Source organism: Sulfitobacter aestuarii, from assembly GCF_042685005.1.
Classification (GTDB): Bacteria; Pseudomonadota; Alphaproteobacteria; order Rhodobacterales; family Rhodobacteraceae; genus Sulfitobacter; species Sulfitobacter aestuarii.
On the sequence record NZ_JBHUMP010000002.1, the window covers coordinates 174,777 to 197,200 of the forward strand.

Consider the following 22,424-nt stretch of genomic DNA (forward strand, 5'->3'; position numbering starts at 1 on the left):
GAATTCGCGCATGGGGTGACGTGCTGCCCAGATCGCGATGAGCAGACGTACCGCGCCAACCAGGGCCGGGAGATGTGACGTGGCGTTGCCGCAAAAAGTCTCTGCTGCACTGCGGCAACAGAATGTTATTGTTAGCGCTAAGAGTGACGAAGCGATCGAAAAGCGCCAGCCCGGCTGCTTGTGCAATTGCTGCACGCGCGTTATCGCTCTGGTAACATTCTTCCGCCGCCGCGGAGCGGCACCAGCTCAAGCAGGGGGACTCTGGGTTTGAAAATCGGAACGCCAAAGGAAATTTTCGAGGGCGAGAACCGGGTCGCGATGACGCCGGAAAGCGCGCAGCAGCTTCAGAAGCTGGGCCATGAATGCGTGATCGAGAGCGGCGCCGGAGCCAGGGCCGGATTTGCCGACAGCGCCTATGAGGCCGCCGGGGTCGAGGTAGTGCAGAACGCCGCCGCGCTCTGGAAGGTCGCCGATGTCGTCGCCAAGGTGCGTCCGCCCAGCGAGGAAGAGGTCAAACGCCTCAGCAACGGCCAGACGCTGATCTCCTTCTTCAACCCGGCAGGCAACACCGAGCTGATGGAGGCCGCCGCCAACAAGGGCGCCAGCGTCATCGCCATGGACATGGTGCCGCGGATCAGCCGCGCCCAGAAGATGGACGCGCTCTCCTCGATGGCAAATATCGCGGGCTATCGTGCGGTGATCGAAGCGGGGAACAACTTCGGCCGTTTCTTCACCGGGCAGATCACCGCCGCGGGCAAAGTGCCGCCCGCAAAGGTGCTGGTCGTCGGTGCCGGCGTCGCGGGTCTTGCCGCGATCGGCACATCGACCTCGCTCGGTGCCATCACCTATGCCTTTGACGTGCGCCCCGAAGTGGCCGAACAGGTCGAGAGCATGGGCGCCGAATTCGTCTATCTCGATTTCGAGGAAGAGCAGCAGGACGGCTCCGCCTCGGGCGGCTATGCCTCGGTCTCCAGCCCCGAATTCCGCGAAGCGCAGCTTGCCAAGTTCCGCGAGCTGGCCCCGGAGATGGATATCGTCATCACCACCGCGCTGATCCCCAACCGCGAAGCGCCGGAGCTGTGGACCGAGGACATGGTCAAGGCGATGAAGCCGGGCTCGGTGATCGTCGACCTTGCGGCGGAGAAGGGCGGCAATTGCAAGCTCACCGTGCCGGATCAGAAGATCGTCACCGACAACGGCGTGACCATCATCGGCTATACCGATTTCCCGAGCCGCATGGCCGCGCAGGCCTCGACGCTCTATGCCACCAACATCCGCCACATGATGACCGACCTCACGCCGGAGAAGGACGGGGTGATCAAGCATGACATGGAAGATGACGTGATCCGCGGATCGACCATTACCCATGCCAAGGAAGTGACCTTCCCGCCACCGCCCCCCAAGGTCGCGGCGATCGCCGCCGCGCCGAAGAAACAGGCGCCCAGGGAGCTGACCGCGGAAGAGAAAAAGGCCGCCGAACTGGCCGCCTTCAAGGCCGCGACCAAGTCGCAGGTGATCCTGCTTGCCGTCGGCGCCGCGGTAATGCTGCTGATCGGTGCCTATGCCCCGGCGAGCTTCATGCAGCATTTCATCGTCTTCGCACTGGCCTGTTTCGTCGGTTTCCAGGTGATCTGGAACGTCAGCCACGCGCTGCACACGCCGCTGATGGCGGTGACCAACGCGATCTCCGGCATCGTCATCATCGGCGCGCTGCTGCAGATCGGTTCGGGCAACCTGCTGGTGGTGCTGCTCAGCCTGATCTCGGTCTTCATCGCCTCCATCAACGTGGTGGGCGGCTTCCTTGTTACCCGGCGCATGCTCGCCATGTTCCAGAAATCCTGAAGGAGGCTGCCTGAATGTTCTCTCTTGGTTTGACTTCGGCCGCCTATATCGCGGCATCGGTCCTTTTCATCCTCTCGCTCGGCGGTCTTTCCAATCAGGAAAGCGCCAAACGCGCGGTCTGGTACGGCATCGTCGGCATGGCGGTGGCGATCTTCGCCACCATCTTCGGCCCCGGTGTCTCCAACATCCTGCTGATTCTGATCGCCGTGGCGGCAGGCGGCTATGCCGGTTACTACGTTGCCGGGCGCGTCCAGATGACGGAAATGCCGCAGCTCGTGGCGGCGCTGCACTCCTTCGTCGGTCTCGCGGCGGTGTTCATCGGCCTCAACGCCGACATCATGCTCGGCTCGGTGATCGCCCTGCGCGACAGCGGCATGTCGATCGTCGATGCCGATCTCACCGGCTTCGGCGAGCGGCTCTGGCACAAGGATGCGGTCGAGATCGCGATCCTCAAGGTCGAGGTCTTCCTCGGTATCTTCATCGGTGCCGTGACCTTCACGGGCTCGGTCATCGCCTTCGGCAAGCTTGCGGGCAAGGTCGATGGCAAGCCGACGCAGCTGCCCGGCGGTCACATGCTGAACGCCGCGGCGCTGATCGTGTCGCTGATCCTCGGCATCATGTATTTCAACGGTGCGGGCATCTGGACCATGGTGCTGGTGACCCTGATTGCCGGGTTCATCGGCTGGCACCTGATCATGGGCATCGGCGGCGCCGACATGCCGGTGGTCGTCTCGATGCTGAACTCCTATTCCGGCTGGGCCGCGGCGGCGATCGGTTTCACGCTGGGCAATGACCTGCTGATCGTGACCGGCGCGCTGGTCGGCTCCTCGGGTGCGATCCTCAGCTACATCATGTGCAAGGCGATGAACCGCAAGTTCGTCAACGTGATCCTCGGCGGTTTCGGCGGCAGCTCCGGTCCGCAGATGGAAGTCGAGGGCGAGCAGGTGGCAATCGACGCCGAAGGTGTCGCCGCCGCGCTCAACGATGCCGACAGCGTCATCATCATCCCCGGCTACGGCATGGCGGTGGCCCAGGCCCAGCAAGCGGTCAGCGAGCTGGTCAAGAAGCTTCGCGACGCGGGCAAGGAGGTGCGTTTCGCCATCCACCCGGTGGCGGGACGTCTGCCCGGCCACATGAACGTGCTCTTGGCCGAGGCCAAGGTGCCTTACGACATCGTCATGGAGATGGACGAGATCAACGACGATTTCCCCGACACCGACGTCGCCATCGTCATCGGCTCCAACGACATCGTGAACCCGGCCGCACAGGACGATCCCAACAGCCCGATCGCCGGTATGCCGGTGCTGGAATGCTGGAAGGCAAAGACCGTCTTCGTCTCCAAGCGCGGCCAGGGCACCGGCTATTCCGGCATCGAGAACCCGCTGTTCTTCAAGGAGAACACAAGGATGTTCTATGGCGATGCCAAGGACAGTCTCAACAAGCTGCTGCCGCTGATCGACTGATCCCAGAATTGCGAAAAAATTTCAGGGCGGCGCTGCCATGCGCCGCCTTTTCTGGTCTTTCGGACGACAGCATCAAACCCATCCGAAATGCGCCCGAACCAGCGACAAGGGCATGAAAGATTTCACTTCTTCAATGTGTGCCGGTCCGCTGCAACAATCAGATAACCGGGCGGAAAAAGCTGTTCCCCGCGGGGAATTCGCCTATGTTGCCGCGGCACGGGCAGCGAGAAGGCAAGGTCATGGCATTCATCAAGGATCACCCGGAGCGCTTTGCGCTCACCGGCGAATTGCACGCAAGGCCCTTTCCGGCCCTGAAGGCACCTTGTGTCGCCGCCTTCATCGCGATCCGGCAGGCGCAGGATCCGGCCACCCGCGACCGCAGCCTCGATTTCAAACATCTGGTGCAGCTTCTGGATCACTACAATGCGCCCCGGCCTGATCCCGAGGCGACGCACTACTACGGCGAAATGGGCCGCTACTGGCTGAAATGGGAACAGCATACCGAATTCGTCACCTATACGGTCTTCGCGGCCACGCCCGGCGGCGACCCCTTCGACCCAAGGAATTTCGACGTCTTCCCGAATTACTGGCTCGGCGCCGCCCCGGGCGAGCGCATCACCTCCGCGCTGCTGCAGGTGCAGATGCGGCCCGACGAGGCGGAAGTCGCGGACCGGCTACAGGATTGGTTCGTTCCCGAGAGCCTCGCGGTCGCCCATGTGCTCGACGAGGCGGCCATCGTCGCCAGCGATTTTCGCATCGACCCGGCGGGCCACATGCGCTTTGCGGTCTTCGCCGCGCAGGACACCGGAGTGCGGCGGATCGGCCGCATCGTGCAGCGGCTCTGCGAGATCGAGACCTACAAGGCGATGTCGATGCTCGGCTTCCTGCGCGCGCGCAAGATGATGCCGCAGATGGATGCGCTCGACGGGCGGCTGACGGAGCTCATGTCGGCGATGCGCAGCACCGAGGCCAGTGCCGAGGACACGCTGCACGCACTGCTCGATGCCTCGGTGGAGATGGAAACGCTGGCGGCCCAGACCGCCTATCGTTTCGGCGCCACCGGCGCCTATGAGGCGATCGTGCACCAACGCATCGCGGTCCTGCGCGAAAGCCGCTTCATGGGCCGCCAGTGTTTTGCCGAATTCATGCTGCGCCGCTATGAACCGGCGATGCGCACGGTCAAGTCCACCGAGGCGCGGCTGCAGACCCTCTCGGCCCGGGCGATCCGCGCCAGCGAGCTGCTGCGCACCCGCGTCGATGTGGAACGCTCGGCGCAAAACCAGCAGATCCTCGCGAGCATGGACCGGCGTGCCGATCTGCAGCTGCGCCTGCAGCACACGGTCGAGGGGCTCTCGGTCGTGGCGATCAGCTATTACGCGGTGTCGCTGGCGGGTTACCTGCTTTACCCGTTCGCCGAGGCGGTAGAAATCAGCAAGGGCATGCTGACCGCCTTGGTCACTCTGCCGGTTGTACTCGGCGTCTGGTGGATGCTGCGGCGGCTGCGGAAACGGATCGGCTGAACAACGCCTGCGCGGCAAGCGCGCCAAACGCAATCGACACGATGGCCAGAATCGCCGCCACCGACAGGGTCGGCACGCCCGACAGCCCGGCTCCGAGCGTACAGCCCCCGGCCAGCACGCCGCCGACGCCCATCAGAACCGCCCCCGCGAGATAACGCCCGGTCTGCCCCGGTGTCTCGAAACTGGCCCAGGCAAAACCGCCGAACAGCAGGCTCGCCACCAGCGCGCCCAGCACGATACCGCCCATGAAACCCGCGCCGAACCCGGCCGGGATCGAGGAGCTGGCGATGGTGAAGAACAGCGCCTCCGCCGAGGCCGAAGTGGTCGACAGGCTCTCCATGGCAATCGGGTCGAATTCGTCAAACAGCACCAAGCCGGTCCCGACCCAGGCCAGCGGCACCAACAGACCGATCATCGCCGCCATCAGCAGATGACCGGCGCGATTGCCCGAACGCGCGGCAAGGAGCAGCGCCGCGACGGCGATCATCCCGGCCCAGGGCAAGGCACCGCCGGGCAGGGCGGCGAGGCTGACATATTCCCCGAAGTCGAAAGTCACGTTCCCTAGCGCCACCCGCAACGGCGCCAGCACGCCTTTCAGCGTCGCATGGGCCACCAGCGCAAACACCAGCAGCACGCTCAGCGCCCGCAGGTTGCCCGAGCCGGTCAGCACCGTGAGCCGCGAGATACAGCCACGGGTCAGCACCATGCCGATCCCGAAGGACAGGCCGCCTAGGACGATCGCCAGCACCGGCACGTCGGAGATCATGAAACGATGATCGTCAAAACCGATCCAGCCCGCCGCCACCGCGCCCTGGGTGCCGATCACCGCCACCGCCAGCGCCGTCAGCCAGACCCCGGCAGCCGCGCGGCGATCCTCGCCGACAAGGGCACGGCGAAAGCAGAACCCGGTACGCTGCGCCAGCGCCCCGAAAGCGACCCCCAGCAACAACGCCAACGCCACCGACGCCTGCCGCGCGGTGATTTCCTCAAAGCCAAAAGTCTCAAACATCGGAAATTATCCCCCAGGCCGGACCCTCCCTAACTGGCTCGGGAAGGGCGTCCGTTCAAGGGCGGCAGATAAGTCACGGATCAGGAAAGCGCCATCGGCAAAGAACAACATTCCGCGAGCGCGCCGCGCGATGAAACCAGCTTCTTTATGCGAAAAATACTCAAAACCCGCCGCCCGCCGGGAGCGTCGCATCGGCGGTCTCATCCTTTTTCGAGCCTCAGCGTCCGCGGATCCGCGGATCCAGCGCATCGCGCAGCCCGTCCCCGAGGTAATTGACGCTGAGCACCGTCAGCGAAATGGAGATTCCCGGCAGCAGCACGCGTTCTGGGAATTCCTGCATCCGGGGCACCGCATCGGACAGAAGCTTGCCCCATGTCGGGTAGTCCGACGGGAAGCCGACGCCAAGGAAGGACAGGGCGCTCTCGGTGATGATCGCGGTCGCCAGACCCAACGTCGCCGAGACCATGATCGGCGAGATCACATTGGGCAGAAGGTGGCGGCGGATGATCTTGCCGGGCCTCGTGCCGATCGAGCGCGCGGCGAGAATGAACTCACGTTCCTTCAGTGCCAGGATATCGCCGCGCACGATCCGCGCGGTCTGCATCCAGGAGGTCAGGCCGATCACCCCGACAATCAGGATGAACATGCCGCCCTCGGGGCCGAAATTGGCGCGCAGCGGCTGGCGGAACAGCGTCACCGCAACCAGCAGCAGCGGCAGGATCGGCAGGGACAGCACTAGGTCGGTAAAGCGCATCAACCAGAAGTCGAGCTTCTTGAAATAGCCCGAAATGACGCCGACCGCCGTGCCAATCACCAGCGCCAGAAGCATCGCCATCCATCCGACCGCCATCGAGGTGCGCCCGCCGAAGATCAGCTGCGCCAAGATATCCCGCCCGAGATTGTCGGTGCCGAAAGGATGCAGCCAACCGGCCCTGGCCTCCCCGTCCCAGAGCAGGGTGTAGATCGGGCGCCAGTCCTTGTTGCGGATGTCGAGCTTCTTGGGGTCCACGTCCCAGGCCCAGGGGCCGAAGATCACCGCGAGGGTGATGAACAGCAGGAAGGCGCCGCCGAACATCGCGCCCTTGTGCTGGCGGAACTGGTCCCAGACATCGCGCCACTGGCTGCGCGGCGGGCGCTGCGGCTCCTTGTCCTGCAGCGCGGTTATGAATTCCAGATCGGCCTCGAGGGGGCTCGCGGGGAGCGGTTGCTCAGTCATAGCGGATCCTCGGGTCAAGTATGCCGTAGAGCACGTCGGCGATCAGGTTGAACAGCACGATCAGGATCGCGAAGATGAAGGTCAGGGTCATCACCATCGGGATGTCATTGGCAAAAAGCGCGGTCAGCAGCAGCTGGCCGATGCCGTTCACCTTGAAGACATTCTCGGTGATGATCGCGCCGCCGAAAATCGCGGGCATGCCGAGCGCGATCACCGTGACCACCGGGATCATCGAATTACGCAGCACATGGACCATCACCACGACGCTTTCCTTCAGCCCCTTGGCGCGGGCGGTGCGCACGTAGTCCTGATTTAGATTGTCGAGCATCGCGCCGCGCATGTAGCGGCTGATCTGCGCCGTGGTCTGAAGGGCGAGCACCATCACCGGCATGATCATCTGCATGAACTGCACTTTGAAGCTGGCCCAGTCGCGCACCACATGGGTGGTGTCATAGATCGACGGCAACCAGCCGAGATAGACCGAGAAGATCACGATCAGCAGCGGTCCGGTAAAGAACGGCGGGATCGAGAAACCGACCATGGTGACGAAAGTCCCGGCTTGGTCGAACAGCGAATAATGGCGATAGGCTGAATAGATTCCGATGGGAATCGCGATCAGGATGCCGACGACATAGCTCAGCCCCACGACCCAGAGGGTTTGCGGCATACGCTGCATCACGATGTCCATCACCGGCGAGCGGGTCTGCCAGGAGATCACCCGGAGCTGGCCTTCGGAGAAGGACGTGTCGGGCAGCCAGCCGAGCAGGGCGGAGCGGTTGGTCAGGTAGTCGATGAATACCTGCGGCTCGATCCAGAAGAACTGCACCAGCCATTTCCAGTATTGGATGTGCAGCGGCTGGCCGAGCCCGAGCGCCTCGCGCATCTTCTGCTTGACCTCGGGCGGCACGGTCAGCGGCACCTGCGCCATCGGATCGCCGGGGGCGAGCTGCAGCAGCAGGAAGATCACCAGGCTGATGAACAGGAGCGTCGGGATCGACAGCAGCAGCCGCCGGATGGTGAAGGTCAGCATGCGCGGAGCCTTTGTGGGTCAGTCGTGGGGTAGGGTGAAGGGGTGGGGTGATGGGTGAAATCACCCATACTACGGGCGGTAGGATGGGTGATTTCACCCATCCTTAACCATCCCCAGGTCCCCCGCGCCGCGCCCCGGTGACAGGAACCTTCCCCATCCCCGATGCGCCGCGCGGAAAACAAGTCACTCGACCCGATACCAGTCAGCCACGTTCCAGAGCTCCGAATCCCAGGTGTTCAGGACCACGCCGCCGAGCGTGTTGGAGGCTGCTGAGACCCGGCCGCGATCGACCAGCGGCAGCAGGCTCATGCTTTCCTTGGTCAGCATCTCGTTGAGCTGCTTGGCGATCTCGCCGCGCTTTTCCATCTCGCCGGTGCGCGACAGCTCATCGAGCAGCGCGTCGTATTCCTCCGAGCAGAAGCGGTTGATGTTCTCGCCCTGCCACTGGCTCGACGGTTTCGGCTCATTGTCGCAGCGCCGTTCCGCCAGATAGGCCTGCGGATCGGTGCCGTCGAAGTTGTTGGCGTACATCTCGACATCGGCATAGAACTTCTGGAACGTATCGGGCGAGCCCGGATCGCCGCCGAAGAACACCGAGGCGTCGATGTTGCGCAGCTCGACCTCGACGCCGATCTGGTTCCACCAATCCTTGATCAACGCCTGGAAATCCTGGCGCACCGCATTGGTCGAGGTCTGGAACAGCAGCGAGAGCTTCTCGCCGTCCTTCTCGCGCACCCCGTCACCGTCGCTGTCGCTCCAGCCCGCTTCCTCGAGCAGCGCCTTGGCGCCTTCGAGATCCTGGGTCAGACATTCGGTATTGTCCGATGCATAGAGCGCCGGGGCCGGGACCAGGTTGCAGGTGGCACGGCCCGACTGGCCGTAGCCGATCTCGACCAGCAGCTCGCGGTCGATTGCCATCGACAGTGCCCGGCGCACCTTTTCGTCCGAGAGGATCGGATGCGGGTGCTGCACCGTGGCGCGCTCGCCTTCGGGCAGATCGGGCGAAGGGTCGGTGAGGTTCATCTCGATCCGTTCGACCAGTGTGCCGAAGGCCGAGATCGGCTTGCCCTTGCCGCCTTCGGCCATCTTCTGCAGCACATCGGGGGCAAGCTGCATGTTCCAGGCATAGTCGAACTCGCCGGTCTCCATCACCGCGCGTCCCGCCGCCGTGGCATCGCCGCCGCCCTTGAAGGTGAGGCTCGCGAAGGCCGGTTTGCCTTCCTCGCGGTAATTCTCGTTCGCCTCCATGGTGATCACGTCATTGGGGCGGAATTCCTTGACCTTGAACGGGCCGGTGCCGATCGGGTTGAAATTCGCCTCGGTACATTCGGGCGCGCGCGCACCGAGGCAATCGGCGAATTGTGCCTTCTGGATGATCGGGGACTGGGCGCCCATGAACGGGCCATAGGGGTTGGGCTTGGCTTCGGAGAAGGTCACCTTGACCGTCAGATCGTCGATGATCTCGACGCTTTCGACCCCGTCGAACTTGGCGCGCTGCGCGCAGCCGCCCTCGGGATGCATGCAATATTCGGCGGTGAATTTCACGTCTTCGGTGGTCACCGGGCTGCCATCGGACCAGACGAGGTCGGGCTTGAGTTTCCAGGTGATCGATTTGAGGTCCTCGCTGACCCCGGCATTCTCGACCGTCGGGATCTCCTCGGCGAGGTAGGGCACCAGCGCGCCGGTCTCGTCATAGCGGCCGAGCGGTTCGATCACCAGCGAGGCGGCCTCCATGTCCTTGGTGCCCCCCGACAGGTAGGGGTTCAGGATCGAGGGCGCCTGCCAATAGATGATCTTGACCTCGCCATCCCGGCCACGCTCGCCCTCGTGGCCTTCCGCGAGGACAGAAGGGGCGAAGGCGACCGATGCGACCGCCCCCATCAATAGGGTCTTCATCTTCATACTTTTCTCCCAGTTGGACACATTCCGCGTGTCGCATTTTTGCGGCCGGTAACGGATGCCGACCGTTTCGCGCCCGGCGGGAAAGCGCGGGAATCGTGATGATCCGCAGGCAGATGCCATCTTTGATTGTCGCGAAACCGCCAGAACGCATGACTTCATCGAAAACCGGTTCTTGCGAAAAAGCAAGCCCCCGTCCGGGGCCGGGCGCGCGAGACAGGCGGCGCGCATCCATGCGTACATCCCGCGTGCCGTGGCGTCGCCGTCGCGGTGTTTGACAGGGGCACGGGCTTGGCCGTAGCGTTCATGCCAGCGCAGCAAGTCACCGGAGATCAGGATGCTGGATCAGCCAACGGCCACGCCGATTGCCCAGATCAAGGGGCTTCGGGTCGAATTCCAGACCAAGGACGGGCCGGTGGTGGGGGTCGAGAATGTCTCCTTCGACATCAACCCCGGCGAAACCGTCTGCGTGGTCGGCGAATCCGGTTCCGGCAAATCGGTCTCCTCCCTGTCGCTGATGCGGCTGGTGGAATATGGCGGCGGCGAAATCGCCGGGGGCGAACTGCTGTTTGACCGCAAGGATCACGCGGTCATCGATCTGGCCCATTCCGGTCAGGAGCTGATGCGCCATATCCGCGGCAACGAGATCGGGATGATCTTTCAGGAACCGATGACCGCGCTGAACCCGGTGTTCACCATCGCCAAGCAGCTTACCGAGGGGTTGCGTCTGCACAAGAACATGAGCCGCGCGCAGGCCGAGGCACGGGCGCTGGAGCTGCTCCGGCAGGTGCGTATCCCGGAGCCCGAGCGCCGTCTGAAGCAATATCCGCATGAGCTGTCGGGCGGCATGCGCCAGCGCGTGGTGATCGCCATGGCGCTGGCCTGCGAGCCGCGGCTACTGATTGCCGACGAGCCGACCACGGCGCTCGATGTGACCATTCAGGCGGAAATACTGGCGCTGATTGACAGGCTGAAGCGCGAGACCGGCACCGCGGTAATGTTCATCACCCATGACATGGCGGTGGTGGCGCAGATGGCCGATCGCGTAGTGGTGATGTTCCGGGGCAACAAGGTCGAAGAAGGGTCGGTGGCGCAGATCTTCGAGAACCCGCAGCACGCCTATACGAAAGCGCTGCTGGCGGCGGTCCCGAAGCTCGGCGAGATGCGCGGCAAGGACTGGCCCGAGCCGATGAAGCTGCTCGGCACCAAGGACAAGGAAATCGTGCCGATCACGGGCAGCGACGAGGTGTTGTTGCGGGTCGAGAACCTGACCACGCGTTTTCCGGTCACCGGCGGTTTGATGCGGCGCACCATCGCCAATGTCCGCGCGGTCGAGGATCTCTCCTTTACCATCAACCGCGGCCAGACCTTGAGCCTCGTGGGGGAATCGGGCTGCGGCAAATCGACGGCCGGGCGCTCGATCCTGCGGCTGGTGGAACCGCAATCGGGGCATGTGACGCTCGATGGCAAGGACATCATGGCATTGAACCAAGGCGCTTTGCGCATGGCGCGGCTCGACATGCAGATGATCTTTCAGGATCCCTTTGCCTCGCTCAACCCGCAGATGCAGCTGGCCGAACAGGTCGCCGAGCCGATCCATAATTACGGCACGCTGAAAGGCGGTGAGGTCCAGAAACGCGTCGAGATGCTGTTTGACCGGGTCGAGCTGCCGCGCAGCTTCATGCGCCGCTTTGCCCATGAGCTGTCCGGCGGGCAGCGCCAGCGCGTGGCCATTGCCCGGGCGCTGGCGCTGAACCCCAAGCTGATCATCGCCGACGAGGCTGTCTCGGCACTCGATGTCTCGGTGCAGGCGCAGGTACTCAACCTGATGCTGGAACTGCAGGCGGAAATGGGGCTGTCCTTCCTGTTCATCAGCCATGACATGGCGGTGGTGGAACGGGTCAGCCATCAGGTCGGGGTGATGTATCTGGGCCGAATCGTCGAGCTCGGCTCGCGCAGGCGGCTCTTCGAGAACCCGCAGCACCCCTATACCCAAGCGCTGATGAAGGCGGTGCCGATCGCCGATCCGCGCCAGCGCAAGGATGAGAAAGACCTCAACTTCAAGCCCATTCCATCGCCCATCCACCCGGTCGGCTACACGGCGCAACCTTCTGTTTACAAAGAGGTCGAGCCGGGGCATCTGGTGCTCGAAACCGACAGCGGGTATTGAAGGAAGTAGAACATGGCCGAGCGTCTCAGCCCTCTCGATCTGATGCGGAAACTGGTGAGCTTTCCGACCGTTTCGCGCGACAGCAACATCCCGCTGATCGACTGGGTTGCCGATTACCTTGCCGCGCATGGTATCGAGAGCCACCGCTATATCGACCCGGATCAGCCCAAACACGCGCTCTTTGCCCATGTCGGTCCCTGGGTCGAAGGCGCGATCGTGCTGTCGGGTCATACCGATGTGGTGCCGGTTGACGGCCAGCCATGGGAGAGCGATCCCTTCAGCGTCACCGAGAAGGACGGACGCTATTACGGGCGCGGCACCTGCGACATGAAGGGGTTCGACGCGCTGGCGATCTGGGCGCTGGTCGAGGCGCAATATGGCACGCCGAAGCGCCCCCTGCAGCTGGCGCTCAGCTTTGACGAGGAGATCGGCTGCACCGGTGCGCCGCCGATGATCGCGGCGATGCAGGGCGTGCTGCCCAAGGGCTCGGCGGTGATCGTGGGCGAGCCCTCACGGATGCAGGCGGTCACGGGGCACAAGGGCGGCATCGGCTTTGATACGCATCTGGTCGGCTTCGAGGTGCATTCCTCGCTGATGCATACCGGCGTTAACGCGATCATGGCGGGGGCCAAGCTGATCGAATGGGCCAATGACATGAATACCGAGAACATGGCCGACAAGCCGGACGAGCTGGCCGCGATGTTCGATCCGCCCTTCACCACGGTGCATGTCGGGATGATCTCCGGCGGGACCGCGCATAACATCACCGCCAAGGAATGCCGCTTCGCGATGGATTTCCGGGTGCTGCCGGGCGAGAACAAGGATGCCTGGGGCATGGCCTATCTCAAGGAGGTGCGCCGGGTCGAGAAACAGATGCAATCGGTGGTGCCGGAGACCTATATCGAGGTGACGCCGCGTTTCGATGTGCCCGCACTCGAACCGGAGAAGAACGGCGAGGCGGAGACGCTGGTGCGCAGTCTCACCGGCGACAATGCCAGCCACAAGGTCAGCTATGGCACCGAGGCCGGGCAGTTCCAGCAGGCCGGGTATTCGGCGGTGATCTGCGGCCCCGGCGACATTGCGCAGGCGCATCAGCCGAACGAGTATATCGAGGTGGCGCAGTTCGAGGCGGGGCATGATTTCATGCGCCGTCTGCTCAGGCGCCTGCAGGGCTAGGCGCGGCTTGCAGCGCGGTTTCCCCGAATGATGTCCTTTCCCTTTAACGTGCTGAGCCCGGTCGCCTATCCCGGCCCGGCACCGGCAGAGGCCGATGCGGTGGTGATCGGCGGAGGGGTGATCGGGGTTTGCACCGCACTTTATCTGACCCGCCAAGGGCTGCGCGTGACGTTGTTGGAGAAGGGGCGCATTGCGGCCGAGCAATCAAGCCGCAACTGGGGCTGGATCCGCCAGCAGGGCCGCGATCCGGCGGAACTGCCGATCATGATGGAGGCCAACCGGCTCTGGTGCGAGCTGGCCCGGCAATGCAGCAGCGACATCGGGCTGGTGCAAGGTGGCATTACTTATCTTGCGACCGACCAGCGGCAGATGGCGGCGCATCACGCGTGGTTGCCACATGCGCAGGCGCTCGGGATCGACAGCCGGATACTCAGCAGTGGCGAGGTGACGCGGATGTTTCCGGCGTTGCGCCAGCCTTGCGTCGGAGCGCTGCATACGGCCAGCGACATGCGCGCGGAACCTTGGCGCGCGGTGCCCGCCCTGGCGGCGCTGGCGGCATCCGAAGGGGTCAGGATCGTCGAGAATTGTGCGGTGCGCGCACTCGATATCGCGGGGGGCAGGGTCGTCGGGGTGATCACCGAGGCCGGGCGCATCGCCGCGCCGGAGGTGGTGCTGGCGGGCGGGGTGTGGTCGGCGCTTTTCCTGCGCAATCAAGGGGTTGCGCTGCCGCAGCTTTCGGTGCGCGAAAATGTTGCCGCCACCGGCCCCCTGCCAGACATCCATGCCGGGGCCGTCGCCACGGCGAGGGTCGCGTTCCGGCGCCGCGCGGATGGCGGCTATACCCTGGCGCCGCCCGGTGCACCGGAATTGTTCATAGGTCCGGACGCGTTTCGCGCGCTGCCGAAATTCATCGCCCAGTTGCGCGCCGATCCGTTTGGCCATCGGCTGCTGCCCTGCGCGCCCCAAGGATTTCCGGATGGCTGGCGCACGGCGCGGCGCTGGGCGGCGGACGAGACCTCGCCTTTCGAGGCAATGCGCATTCTCGATCCGGCGCCGAACCGGCGGCGCATCGCGCAGCTGGTCCGGGATTTCGAGGAATTGTTTCCGGGCCTGCCCGAAGTAAAGCTGAAATGCGTCTGGGCCGGGATGATCGACACCATGCCCGATATCGTCCCGGTTGTGGACCGCTGCGCGCAGCTGCCCGGCCTGACCATCGGGACCGGCATGTCGGGCCATGGCTTTGGCATCGGGCCGGGGATGGGCAAGGTGCTGGCGGCTCTGGTATGCGGGCGCGATCCGGGGCATGATCTGCGCAGATTCCGTGCCACGCGGTTCAGCGACGGCAGCCCGATCCGCCCCGGGCCGGACGTCTGATCACCGCGCTACACCCGGAATTACCCCTACCGACCAAAGGAAACCTGATGCCCGTCAAGAACCGTTTCGCCGAACTGCACGCCGACATCACCGCCTGGCGCCGCGACATTCATGAAAACCCCGAGATACTGTTCGACACGCATCGCACCTCGGCGCTGGTTGCGAAAAAGCTGCGCGAATTTGGCTGTGACGAGGTCGTCGAGGGGATCGGGCGTACCGGGGTTGTCGGGGTAATCAAGGGCAACAGCACCGCCTCGGGCAAGGTCATCGGGCTGCGCGCCGACATGGACGCGTTGCCGATCCATGAGCAGACCGGGCTCGATTATGCTTCAAAGACCGCCAATGCGATGCATGCCTGCGGCCATGACGGACATACGGCGATGCTGCTTGGCGCGGCGCAATATCTGGCGGAGACCCGGAACTTCGACGGCAGCGTGGTGGTGATCTTCCAGCCTGCCGAAGAGGGCGGCGGCGGCGGCAAGGAGATGTGCGATGACGGGATGATGGCGCGCTGGGGCGTGCAGGAAGTCTATGGAATGCACAATTGGCCGGGGCGGCCGACCGGGTCTTTCTCGATCCGTCCGGGTGCCTTTTTTGCCGCCACCGACCTGATCGAGATCGAGATCGAAGGGCTGGGCGGCCATGCTGCCAAGCCGCACGAGACCATCGACACCACCGTTGTCGCCAGCCATCTGGTGCTGGCGCTGCAGACCATCGTCAGCCGCAATGCCGATCCGGTCGAGCAGATCGTGGTTTCGATAACCTCGTTCGAGACCTCGTCAAAGGCCTTCAACGTGATCCCGCAGCGGGTCTCGATCAAGGGCACGGTGCGGACTATGTCCAACGCGCTGCGCGATCTGGCGGAGAGGCGCATGGGCGAGATCTGCGACGGGGTGGCGGCGATGTTCGGGGCGCGGGCGACGCTGAGCTACACGCGCAATTACCCGGTGATGGTGAACCACGACGCGCAGACCGAATTTGCCGCCGAGGTGGCGCGCAGCATTTCCGGGCAATGTGACGTGGCGCCATTGATCATGGGCGGTGAGGATTTCGCCTTCATGCTCGAAGAGCGTCCCGGGGCTTATATTCTGGTCGGCAACGGCGACACGGCGGCGGTGCATCACCCGGAATACAATTTCAACGACGAGGCGATCCCGGCGGGCTGCAGCTGGTGGGCGGGGATCGTCGAACAGCGGATGCCCATCGCGGGATGAGCCCCGGCGGTCAGCGCATCGGCGCTGGCCCTTCGTCGTTGAGCAGACGCCGGTAAAGCGCCACCAATGCGGCCGCCTCGGTGGCGATCGAGAAGTTTCGTTCGACATGATCGCGCGCCCGGTCGCGCCAGCGCGCCAGCCGCGGGGCATCGCTGAGCGCTGCATCGACCGCACCGGCAAGTGCCTTGATGTCATCGGGCGGCACCAGCAGCCCGGTCTCGCTTGGCACCACCAGTGCCTCGAAAGCGCCGACGCGGGTGGCCACCACCGGACAGCCGCAGGCCATCGCCTCGATCGGGGTGAGGCCGAAACCCTCCCAGCGCTGCGGCGCGACATAGAGATCGAGCACCGCATAGTAATTGGCGATCTGGTCGGTCGGCACTTCGGGCAGGAACAACAGCCGCTCGGAGAGCCCGGCGGCCGCGACCTCTTCCTTGAGCCCACGCTCGAAAGCGGCATGGGCCTCGGTCGCGCGGCCCATGACCAGCGCCGTGGCATCCGGGTGCCGCCCCAGCACCTCGATCATCGCCTCGACATAGGCGTCGGTGCCCTTCTGGGCGCGGATCCGGCCATAGCAGCCGATCAGCGGGCCGCTCTCGGGCAGACCCATGCGGGCGCGCAGAGCGGCGCGGTCGGGGGCGGGGCGGAAGGTGTCGATATCGATGCCATGCATGATCACCTGTGCGGGAATCTCAAGATAGGCGGCGGTGCGCTCGGAAGTAGCGACGACCGCGTCCATGCGCCGGATCAGCCAGCGGGTAAGGCCGCTCTGCTGGCGCTGCGAGGCAGAGGTGAACAGCAGTTTCAGCTTCTTGCCCGCCAGATATTTCAGTGCCAGCCCGCCGATCATCTCGACATTGCGCCGTGCGTGCCAGACGCGCGGGCCGTCAGGACCGCGACGGGGCAGGGTCAGCAGGTGGCCGAGCGGGATTTGCGGCACATGTTCGGGCAGCACCGGACCGGTGGCGACGATGGCGATGTCCTCGGCCTGCACCGGCACCAGCCGCACGATGGTGGCGGTGACGCCGGAAAGGCGGCGTTTGAAATTAGGCGCGATGACCTGGATCTCGCGGGCGGTGAAGCGCTTGGTCATGGCGCCAGCTCCAGCGCCTTGATGAGCCGTTCGGCGATCCCGTCGAGCCGGTCGGTCTGGCTTTCGGCAAAGTCGGTAGCGGCGCGCCGGGTCTGCTGCAACGCCGTCGGCTCCTCCAGCCATTGCGCCAGTTGCCGGGTCAGATCCGCGCCCTCGGCGACCAGCTTCGCGGCCCCGGCGATCTCCATCGCAGCGAAGGTCTCGGCGAAATTGGCGACATGGGTGCCGGAGAGCACCGCGGCGCCCGACTGCGCCACCTCATAGGGATTGTGACCGCCGATCTCGCGCAGGGAACCGCCGAGAAATACCATGCCGGTCAGCGCGTACCAGGTGCCGAGCTCGCCGAGAGTATCGGCGAGATAAACCTGCGCGCCGGGCTGTTCGCCGAGGCTGCGCCTTGTCTGGGTGAGCCCGGCGTCGTTGATCAGCGTGCTGACCTCATCGCCGCGTTCGGGATGGCGCGGGGCGAGGATCAGGCAGAGGTTTGGCCAACGCTTCAGCAGCTCCGCATGGGCCTTGAGCACTGGTTTCTCCTCGCCGGGATGGGTCGAGGAGGCGACCCAGACGGGACGGTGGCCAAGCGCCGCGCGGGCCTCGAAAAGCGCGTCTTCATCGACCGGCAGCGGACCGGCCATGGATTTGAGATTGATGCCCCGTGCCACCCGTTCGGGCGGCGCGCCGATCTCGACCATGGCGTCGGCCATGGCGTCGTTCTGGGTCAGGATCAGGTCGAAGACGTCGAGCATGTAGCGCGCCAGCTGCGGTCGCTTGCGCCAGGCGGCGATGGAGCCCTGCGACAGCCGCGCATTGACCAGCGCCATGCGCGCGCCGCTCTCCCGGGTGCGGCGCAGCATCTGCGGCCAGAGTTCGCTCTCCACGAAAACCGCCCCGTCGGGCTGCCAGTGCCGCAGGAAGCGCTTCAACGGGCCGGGGGCGTCGAGCGGGGCGAATTGATGGGTGGTGCGCGGCGGCAGACGCCGGGTGAGCAGCCTGGCGGAGGTCGCGGTGCCAGAGGTGATCAGGAAGGTGGCACGCGGCAGGGCGACCCCGATCCGGGCAATCAGCGCCAGCACGGCGAGGCTTTCGCCGACCGAGGCGGCATGGAACCAGATCAGCGGCGCCCCCGGCGCGCGCGGCGCGCTGGCGTGGCCGAGCTTCTCGTGGGCGCGCTGCACCGACATTCCAGCCCGGCGCAGCTTGGCGGTTTCGCGGCGCGCCACGAAAGGCACCAGTAAAGTGCTCGCCGCGACCCAGGCGCGGTAGAGAAAGGGGGTCTGCAAGGGCAGTGCCTCTCAGCCGCCGGTATGGCTCATGTGACGCGGCATCTGCCCGTCGAGCCGCTGCCGGGAATAGTCGAAATCATGACCCTTGGGCTTGCGCTCAATCGCCGCGCGGATGGCCTGCTGAAGCGGCGCGTCATCCTCGGGATGCTCCCGCAGCGGTGCGCGCAGATCGGCGACGTCTTCCTGACCGAGGCACATGTAGATCTCGCCGGTGCAGGTCACCCGCACGCGGTTGCAGCTTTCGCAGAAATTATGGCTCAGCGGGGTGATGAAGCCAATCTTCTGGCCGGTTTCCTCGAGCCGCACATAGCGGGCAGGGCCGCCGGTACGCTCGGCCAGGTCGGTGATCGTGTAATGCTCGGCGTATTTGGCGCGCACGTCCTTCAGCGACCAATATTGATCGAGCCGGTCCTCGTTGCCGATGTCGCCCATCGGCATCACCTCGATCCAGGTGAGGTCGATGTCGCGCGCGGCGCACCATTGGGTAATCTGTGGCAGTTCTTCCTCGTTGAAGCCCTTGAGCGCCACCGCGTTGATCTTGACCCGCAGCCCGGCGCGCTGTGCCGCGTCGATGCCGCGCAGGACCTGGGGCAGGCGGCCCCAGCGGGTGATCTCGGCGAATTTCTTTTCGTCGAGCGTATCGAGCGAGACATTCACCCGGCGCACCCCGGCGGCATAGAGATCATCGGCGAAACGTTCGAGCTGGCTGCCGTTGGTGGTCAGGGTCAACTCCTGCAGGCGGCCGCTGTCGAGGTGACGCGACATTGATTGGAAAAACGTCATGATGCCGCGCCGCACCAGCGGCTCGCCGCCGGTGATGCGCAGTTTCTGCACCCCCAGATCGACGAAAGTGCTGCACAGCCGGTCGAGCTCCTCAAGCGTCAGCAATTCCTTTTTCGGCAGGAATGTCATGTTCTCGGACATGCAATAGACGCAGCGGAAGTCGCACCGGTCAGTCACGGAGACCCGCAGGTAGGTGATGGCGCGCGCGAATGGGTCGATCAGGGGCATGGTCATGCTCCATAGGTAGTGATCCGCCGAAGCCGGGGCAAGCGGGGATTTCGCCGATTGCCGGGGCCGGGCGGCGCGGCTAAGCTGTTCGCATGACACGATTGATCCTGACGATGGTTTCGACGCTCGCCCTTGTGGGCTGTGGCGATATGGCGCAACGCATGGGGCTCGGGAGCGCGGCACCCGGGGCCGACGCCGGTGATATGGCTTCGGCGGAGGATGGCGCGAGCGGGACGAGCGCGACACTGGCCTCGGCGCCGCGTCCCCCGGCCTCGGCCACGAACGCGGAGACGCTCGATACCACGACCCCCGAACAACGCGCCGCCGCGACGGCACCGAGTGCGGGAGCGGGCCGACAGCTCGGGAATACCGTGGTCTCGCTTGGCAGTCCGACGGAACCGGGGCTCTGGCTTAAAACTCCGTTGGTCAAGGCCGAGCAGGCCGGTCGGGTGACCAATCCGAAGACCGGCAAATCGGCGCAGGTGACGCTGATCCCGATCGAGGGACCGCCGACTGCGGGCAGCCGGATGTCACTGGCCGCCCTGCGCCTGCTCGGCGCGTCGCTGACCGATCTGACCGAGATGCAGGTGGCGCTGGCGGGCTGATCCGCCCGCCTCGTTTCAGCTCTTCGGCAGAAGTCGTGCCGCTTCCTTCGCCATGGAGACCCGCATCTTGCCGCCGTGTTCCGCGAGAAAGGCCCGGGTACGGGCCGGGTCGTGTTTGCCGAGCTCGCGCAGCCACCAGGCGATGGCCTTCTGGATGAACCAGGTCTGATCCGAGACCATTTCCGCCGCCCAGCCGAGCACGCGGTCCCGTACCGCCAGTTCATCGGGCTTGGGATTGTTCTGCTTGGTCCAGGGCAGGGTTGAAACCAGCGCCGCGCGGCGTTGCCACAGCAGATCCGATGTGACCCAGCCTGCAACTTCGTCAAGCCGTGACGGATCGGCGATCAGGCGCTTCTGCGCTGCCATACAGGCGTGATCGGCGATTGCCCAGCTGTCGAAATCCGGCACCCAGGAGACGATCAGCCGCCAGGCCGCGCCGTCGTCGGGACGCATCCGCGCCTGGGTGAGCAGCTTGGCGGCGGCGATCCGTGCTTCGAAGATATCGCTCCGCCAAAGCGTATCGGCCAGCGCCACGCGCGCGGGCAGGTCAAGCGCCGCGCGCCACTCGGCGGTGAGGTCGTTTATCTGTGGGTTGGCGAGCCCGAGATAGCGCCGTTCCGCCTTGTGATAGGCGCGCATGCTCTCCGCCCGGGCCGGATCGGCCAGGGCTTCGAGCTGCTCGAGAGGCGATTGCTCGCTCATTCGACGGTGACCGACTTGGCGAGGTTGCGCGGCTGGTCGACATCCGTGCCCTTGGCGACGGCGGTGTGATAGGCCAGCAATTGCGCCGGGATCGCGTAGAGGATCGGGGTCAGTGCATCGGCGCAGTGTGGCATCTCGATCTGCGCCCACACGCCTTCGCCCGCCTCGGCGAGCCCGGTCTGATCGGAGATCAGCACCACCTTGCCCTTGCGCGCCATGACCTCCTGCATATTGCTCACGGTCTTGTCGAACAACGCATCGCGGGGGGCCATGACCACCACCGGAACGTTCTCGTCGATGAGCGCGATCGGCCCGTGTTTGAGCTCGCCCGAGGCATAGCCCTCGGCGTGGATATAGCTGATCTCCTTGAGCTTCAGCGCGCCTTCGAGGGCCAGTGGATACATCGGCCCGCGCCCGAGGAACAGCACGTCGCGCGCCGCGGCCAGCTTGCGCGAGGCCTCGCGCAGGGCGTCATTCTGCTCAAGCGCGTTGCTGATCACCGCGGGCAGGCCCCGGAGCGCGCTGATGTGGTCGGCAAAGGCTTCGGTGCTGATCTCTCCGCGGTCGCGGGCCGCCTTGAGGGCCAGCATGAAGAGCACCGAAAGCTGGCAGGTGAAGGCCTTGGTCGAGGCCACGCCGACCTCGACACCGGCATGGATCGGCAGCGCCAGGTCGCTTTCCCGGGCGATGGAGGATTCCGGCACGTTCACTACCGCGGCGATGGTGCGCGCACGACCCTCGCAATAGCGCAGCGCCGCCAGCGTGTCGGCGGTCTCGCCCGACTGGCTGACGAAGATCGCCAGGGTGCGGTCGGGCACCGGCGGCTCGCGGTAGCGAAACTCGGAGGCGACATCGACCTCGACAGGGATGCGGGCGATCTGCTCGAACCAGTATTTCGCGGTCAGGCAGGCGTAAAAAGCGGTGCCGCAGGCGACCATGGTGATCCGGTCGATATTGGTGAAGTCGATCCCCTTGCCGGGCAGGCTGATCTCGCCTTCCGGGGTCAGGTAATGGCCGAGCGCGGCACCGATGACGCCGGGTTGTTCGGCGATCTCCTTGGCCATGAAATGCTTGTGCCCGGCCTTGTCGATGCGCGTGCTGTCGATCTCGATCGTGCGCACCGCCCGGTTGGCGATATTGCCCTTGGCATCGCGGATCTCGACCGAAGTTCGGGTCATCACCGCGCGGTCGCCCTCTTCGAGATAGCAGATCTGGTCGGTCAGAGGTGCCAGCGCAATCGCATCGGAGCCCACGTACATCTCGCCCTCGCCATAGCCGATGGCCAGCGGCGATCCCTTGCGCGCCACGATCATCAGATCGTCCTCGCCCTCGAACAGGAAGGCCAGCGCGAAGGCGCCCTCGAGCCGGTCGAGCGTCCGGTTCGCGGCCTCTACCGGGTTCGCCCCCTTGCTCAGGTGATGCTGTGCCAATAGGGCCACCGTTTCGGTATCGGTCTCGGTGGTGCAGTTGATGCCATTGGCGGCCAGCTCGGCGCGCAATTCGCGGAAGTTCTCGATAATGCCGTTATGCACGACCGAGACCGGACCGGCCTGATGGGGATGCGCATTGATCACCGAGGGCGCGCCATGGGTGGCCCAGCGGGTATGGCCGATGCCGGATTTTCCGGCCAGCGGCTCATGCACCAGCAGGTCGCTGAGATTGACCAGCTTGCCGACGGCGCGGCGGCGGTCGAGCTTGCCCGCATTGACCGTGGCGATACCGGCGGAATCATAGCCGCGGTATTCAAGACGTTTCAGCGATTCCACGAGGATCGGTGCGGCCTCGTGCGTGCTCAGCACTCCAACAATTCCACACAT

Annotated in this window: 17 protein-coding genes; 8 read left to right on the plus strand and 9 right to left on the minus strand. The window is 64.9% G+C overall.

The features are described from left to right. The first annotated feature begins 267 nt into the window (after nucleotides 1-267). The 3 genes from ACFSUD_RS03145 (at nucleotide 268) to ACFSUD_RS03155 (ending at nucleotide 4,825) form a co-directional block, all read left to right on the plus strand. On the plus strand, nucleotides 268-1,842 hold the full coding sequence (locus ACFSUD_RS03145; RefSeq protein WP_386371389.1) for a Re/Si-specific NAD(P)(+) transhydrogenase subunit alpha: 1,575 nt from the start codon (nucleotides 268-270) through the stop codon (nucleotides 1,840-1,842). Between the two features lie 14 nt (nucleotides 1,843-1,856). Beyond that, a complete protein-coding gene (locus ACFSUD_RS03150; RefSeq protein ID WP_386371391.1) occupies nucleotides 1,857-3,305 on the plus strand; it encodes an NAD(P)(+) transhydrogenase (Re/Si-specific) subunit beta in 1,449 nt (482 codons plus the stop codon). Between the two features lie 239 nt (nucleotides 3,306-3,544). Beyond that, nucleotides 3,545-4,825 (plus strand): DUF3422 family protein, encoded by a 1,281-nt coding sequence (locus ACFSUD_RS03155; protein ID WP_386371393.1) that lies wholly within the window; start codon nucleotides 3,545-3,547, stop codon nucleotides 4,823-4,825. On the opposite strand, the gene ACFSUD_RS03160 is transcribed toward ACFSUD_RS03155, so the two are convergent. From ACFSUD_RS03160 to ACFSUD_RS03175, 4 genes are all read right to left on the minus strand, one after another. Then, on the minus strand, nucleotides 4,761-5,834 hold the full coding sequence (locus ACFSUD_RS03160) for a YeeE/YedE family protein (protein ID WP_386371395.1): 1,074 nt from the start codon (nucleotides 5,832-5,834) through the stop codon (nucleotides 4,761-4,763). The two genes, ACFSUD_RS03155 and ACFSUD_RS03160, sit on opposite strands and share 65 nt — an antisense overlap. Nucleotides 5,835-6,051: 217 nt before the next feature. After that, nucleotides 6,052-7,050 (minus strand): ABC transporter permease, encoded by a 999-nt coding sequence (locus ACFSUD_RS03165; RefSeq protein ID WP_386371397.1) that lies wholly within the window; start codon nucleotides 7,048-7,050, stop codon nucleotides 6,052-6,054. Continuing rightward, nucleotides 7,043-8,080, minus strand: a complete 1,038-nt coding sequence (locus tag ACFSUD_RS03170) for an ABC transporter permease (protein WP_386371399.1) — start codon at nucleotides 8,078-8,080, stop codon at nucleotides 7,043-7,045. Before ACFSUD_RS03170 ends, ACFSUD_RS03165 begins: the two co-directional genes overlap by 8 nt. Nucleotides 8,081-8,263: 183 nt before the next feature. After that, nucleotides 8,264-9,982, minus strand: a complete 1,719-nt coding sequence (locus ACFSUD_RS03175) for a peptide ABC transporter substrate-binding protein (protein WP_386371401.1) — start codon at nucleotides 9,980-9,982, stop codon at nucleotides 8,264-8,266. Between the two features lie 334 nt (nucleotides 9,983-10,316). Between ACFSUD_RS03175 and ACFSUD_RS03180 the strand changes: the two genes are divergently transcribed. The 4 genes from ACFSUD_RS03180 to ACFSUD_RS03195 are packed head-to-tail and all read left to right on the plus strand — an operon-like array spanning nucleotide 10,317 to nucleotide 15,913. Beyond that, the gene (locus ACFSUD_RS03180) at nucleotides 10,317-12,149 is read left to right on the plus strand and encodes an ABC transporter ATP-binding protein (protein ID WP_386371403.1); all 1,833 of its coding nucleotides are present in this window, start codon (nucleotides 10,317-10,319) and stop codon (nucleotides 12,147-12,149) included. 12 nt (nucleotides 12,150-12,161) lie between these two features. Beyond that, the gene (gene argE, locus ACFSUD_RS03185; protein WP_386371405.1) at nucleotides 12,162-13,325 is read left to right on the plus strand and encodes an acetylornithine deacetylase; all 1,164 of its coding nucleotides are present in this window, start codon (nucleotides 12,162-12,164) and stop codon (nucleotides 13,323-13,325) included. Nucleotides 13,326-13,355: 30 nt separating this feature from the next. Further along, nucleotides 13,356-14,699: an NAD(P)/FAD-dependent oxidoreductase gene (locus ACFSUD_RS03190; protein WP_386371865.1), complete on the plus strand. Its 1,344-nt coding sequence runs from the start codon at nucleotides 13,356-13,358 to the stop codon at nucleotides 14,697-14,699. A gap of 47 nt (nucleotides 14,700-14,746) precedes the next feature. After that, entirely contained in the window at nucleotides 14,747-15,913 is a 1,167-nt protein-coding gene (locus tag ACFSUD_RS03195; protein WP_386371407.1) for a M20 aminoacylase family protein, read from the plus strand. Between the two features lie 10 nt (nucleotides 15,914-15,923). Here the strand turns inward: ACFSUD_RS03195 and ACFSUD_RS03200 are convergent, their stop codons facing one another. From ACFSUD_RS03200 to moaA, 3 genes are read right to left on the minus strand one after another with little or no spacing between them, the layout of a single operon-like run. Continuing rightward, nucleotides 15,924-17,006, minus strand: coding sequence for a glycosyltransferase family 4 protein (locus tag ACFSUD_RS03200; protein WP_386371409.1), 1,083 nt, complete (start codon nucleotides 17,004-17,006; stop codon nucleotides 15,924-15,926). Then, the gene (locus tag ACFSUD_RS03205) at nucleotides 17,003-18,286 is read right to left on the minus strand and encodes a 3-deoxy-D-manno-octulosonic acid transferase (protein ID WP_386371411.1); all 1,284 of its coding nucleotides are present in this window, start codon (nucleotides 18,284-18,286) and stop codon (nucleotides 17,003-17,005) included. Before ACFSUD_RS03205 ends, ACFSUD_RS03200 begins: the two co-directional genes overlap by 4 nt. Nucleotides 18,287-18,298: 12 nt before the next feature. After that, nucleotides 18,299-19,306 (minus strand): GTP 3',8-cyclase MoaA, encoded by a 1,008-nt coding sequence (gene moaA, locus ACFSUD_RS03210; protein ID WP_386371867.1) that lies wholly within the window; start codon nucleotides 19,304-19,306, stop codon nucleotides 18,299-18,301. A gap of 86 nt (nucleotides 19,307-19,392) precedes the next feature. Here moaA and ACFSUD_RS03215 point away from each other — a divergent pair, with 86 nt between their 5' ends. Beyond that, nucleotides 19,393-19,905 carry a hypothetical protein gene (locus ACFSUD_RS03215; RefSeq protein ID WP_386371413.1) on the plus strand — a complete coding sequence of 171 codons (513 nt, stop codon included), beginning with the start codon at nucleotides 19,393-19,395 and terminating at the stop codon, nucleotides 19,903-19,905. Nucleotides 19,906-19,920: 15 nt separating this feature from the next. Here the strand turns inward: ACFSUD_RS03215 and ACFSUD_RS03220 are convergent, their stop codons facing one another. Together ACFSUD_RS03220 and glmS are read right to left on the minus strand one after the other, a co-directional pair. Then, nucleotides 19,921-20,607, minus strand: coding sequence for a DNA alkylation repair protein (locus ACFSUD_RS03220; RefSeq protein ID WP_386371414.1), 687 nt, complete (start codon nucleotides 20,605-20,607; stop codon nucleotides 19,921-19,923). Further along, complete coding sequence (gene glmS, locus ACFSUD_RS03225; RefSeq protein ID WP_386371416.1) at nucleotides 20,604-22,424, minus strand: glutamine--fructose-6-phosphate transaminase (isomerizing); 1,821 nt, start codon at nucleotides 22,422-22,424, stop codon at nucleotides 20,604-20,606. Before glmS ends, ACFSUD_RS03220 begins: the two co-directional genes overlap by 4 nt.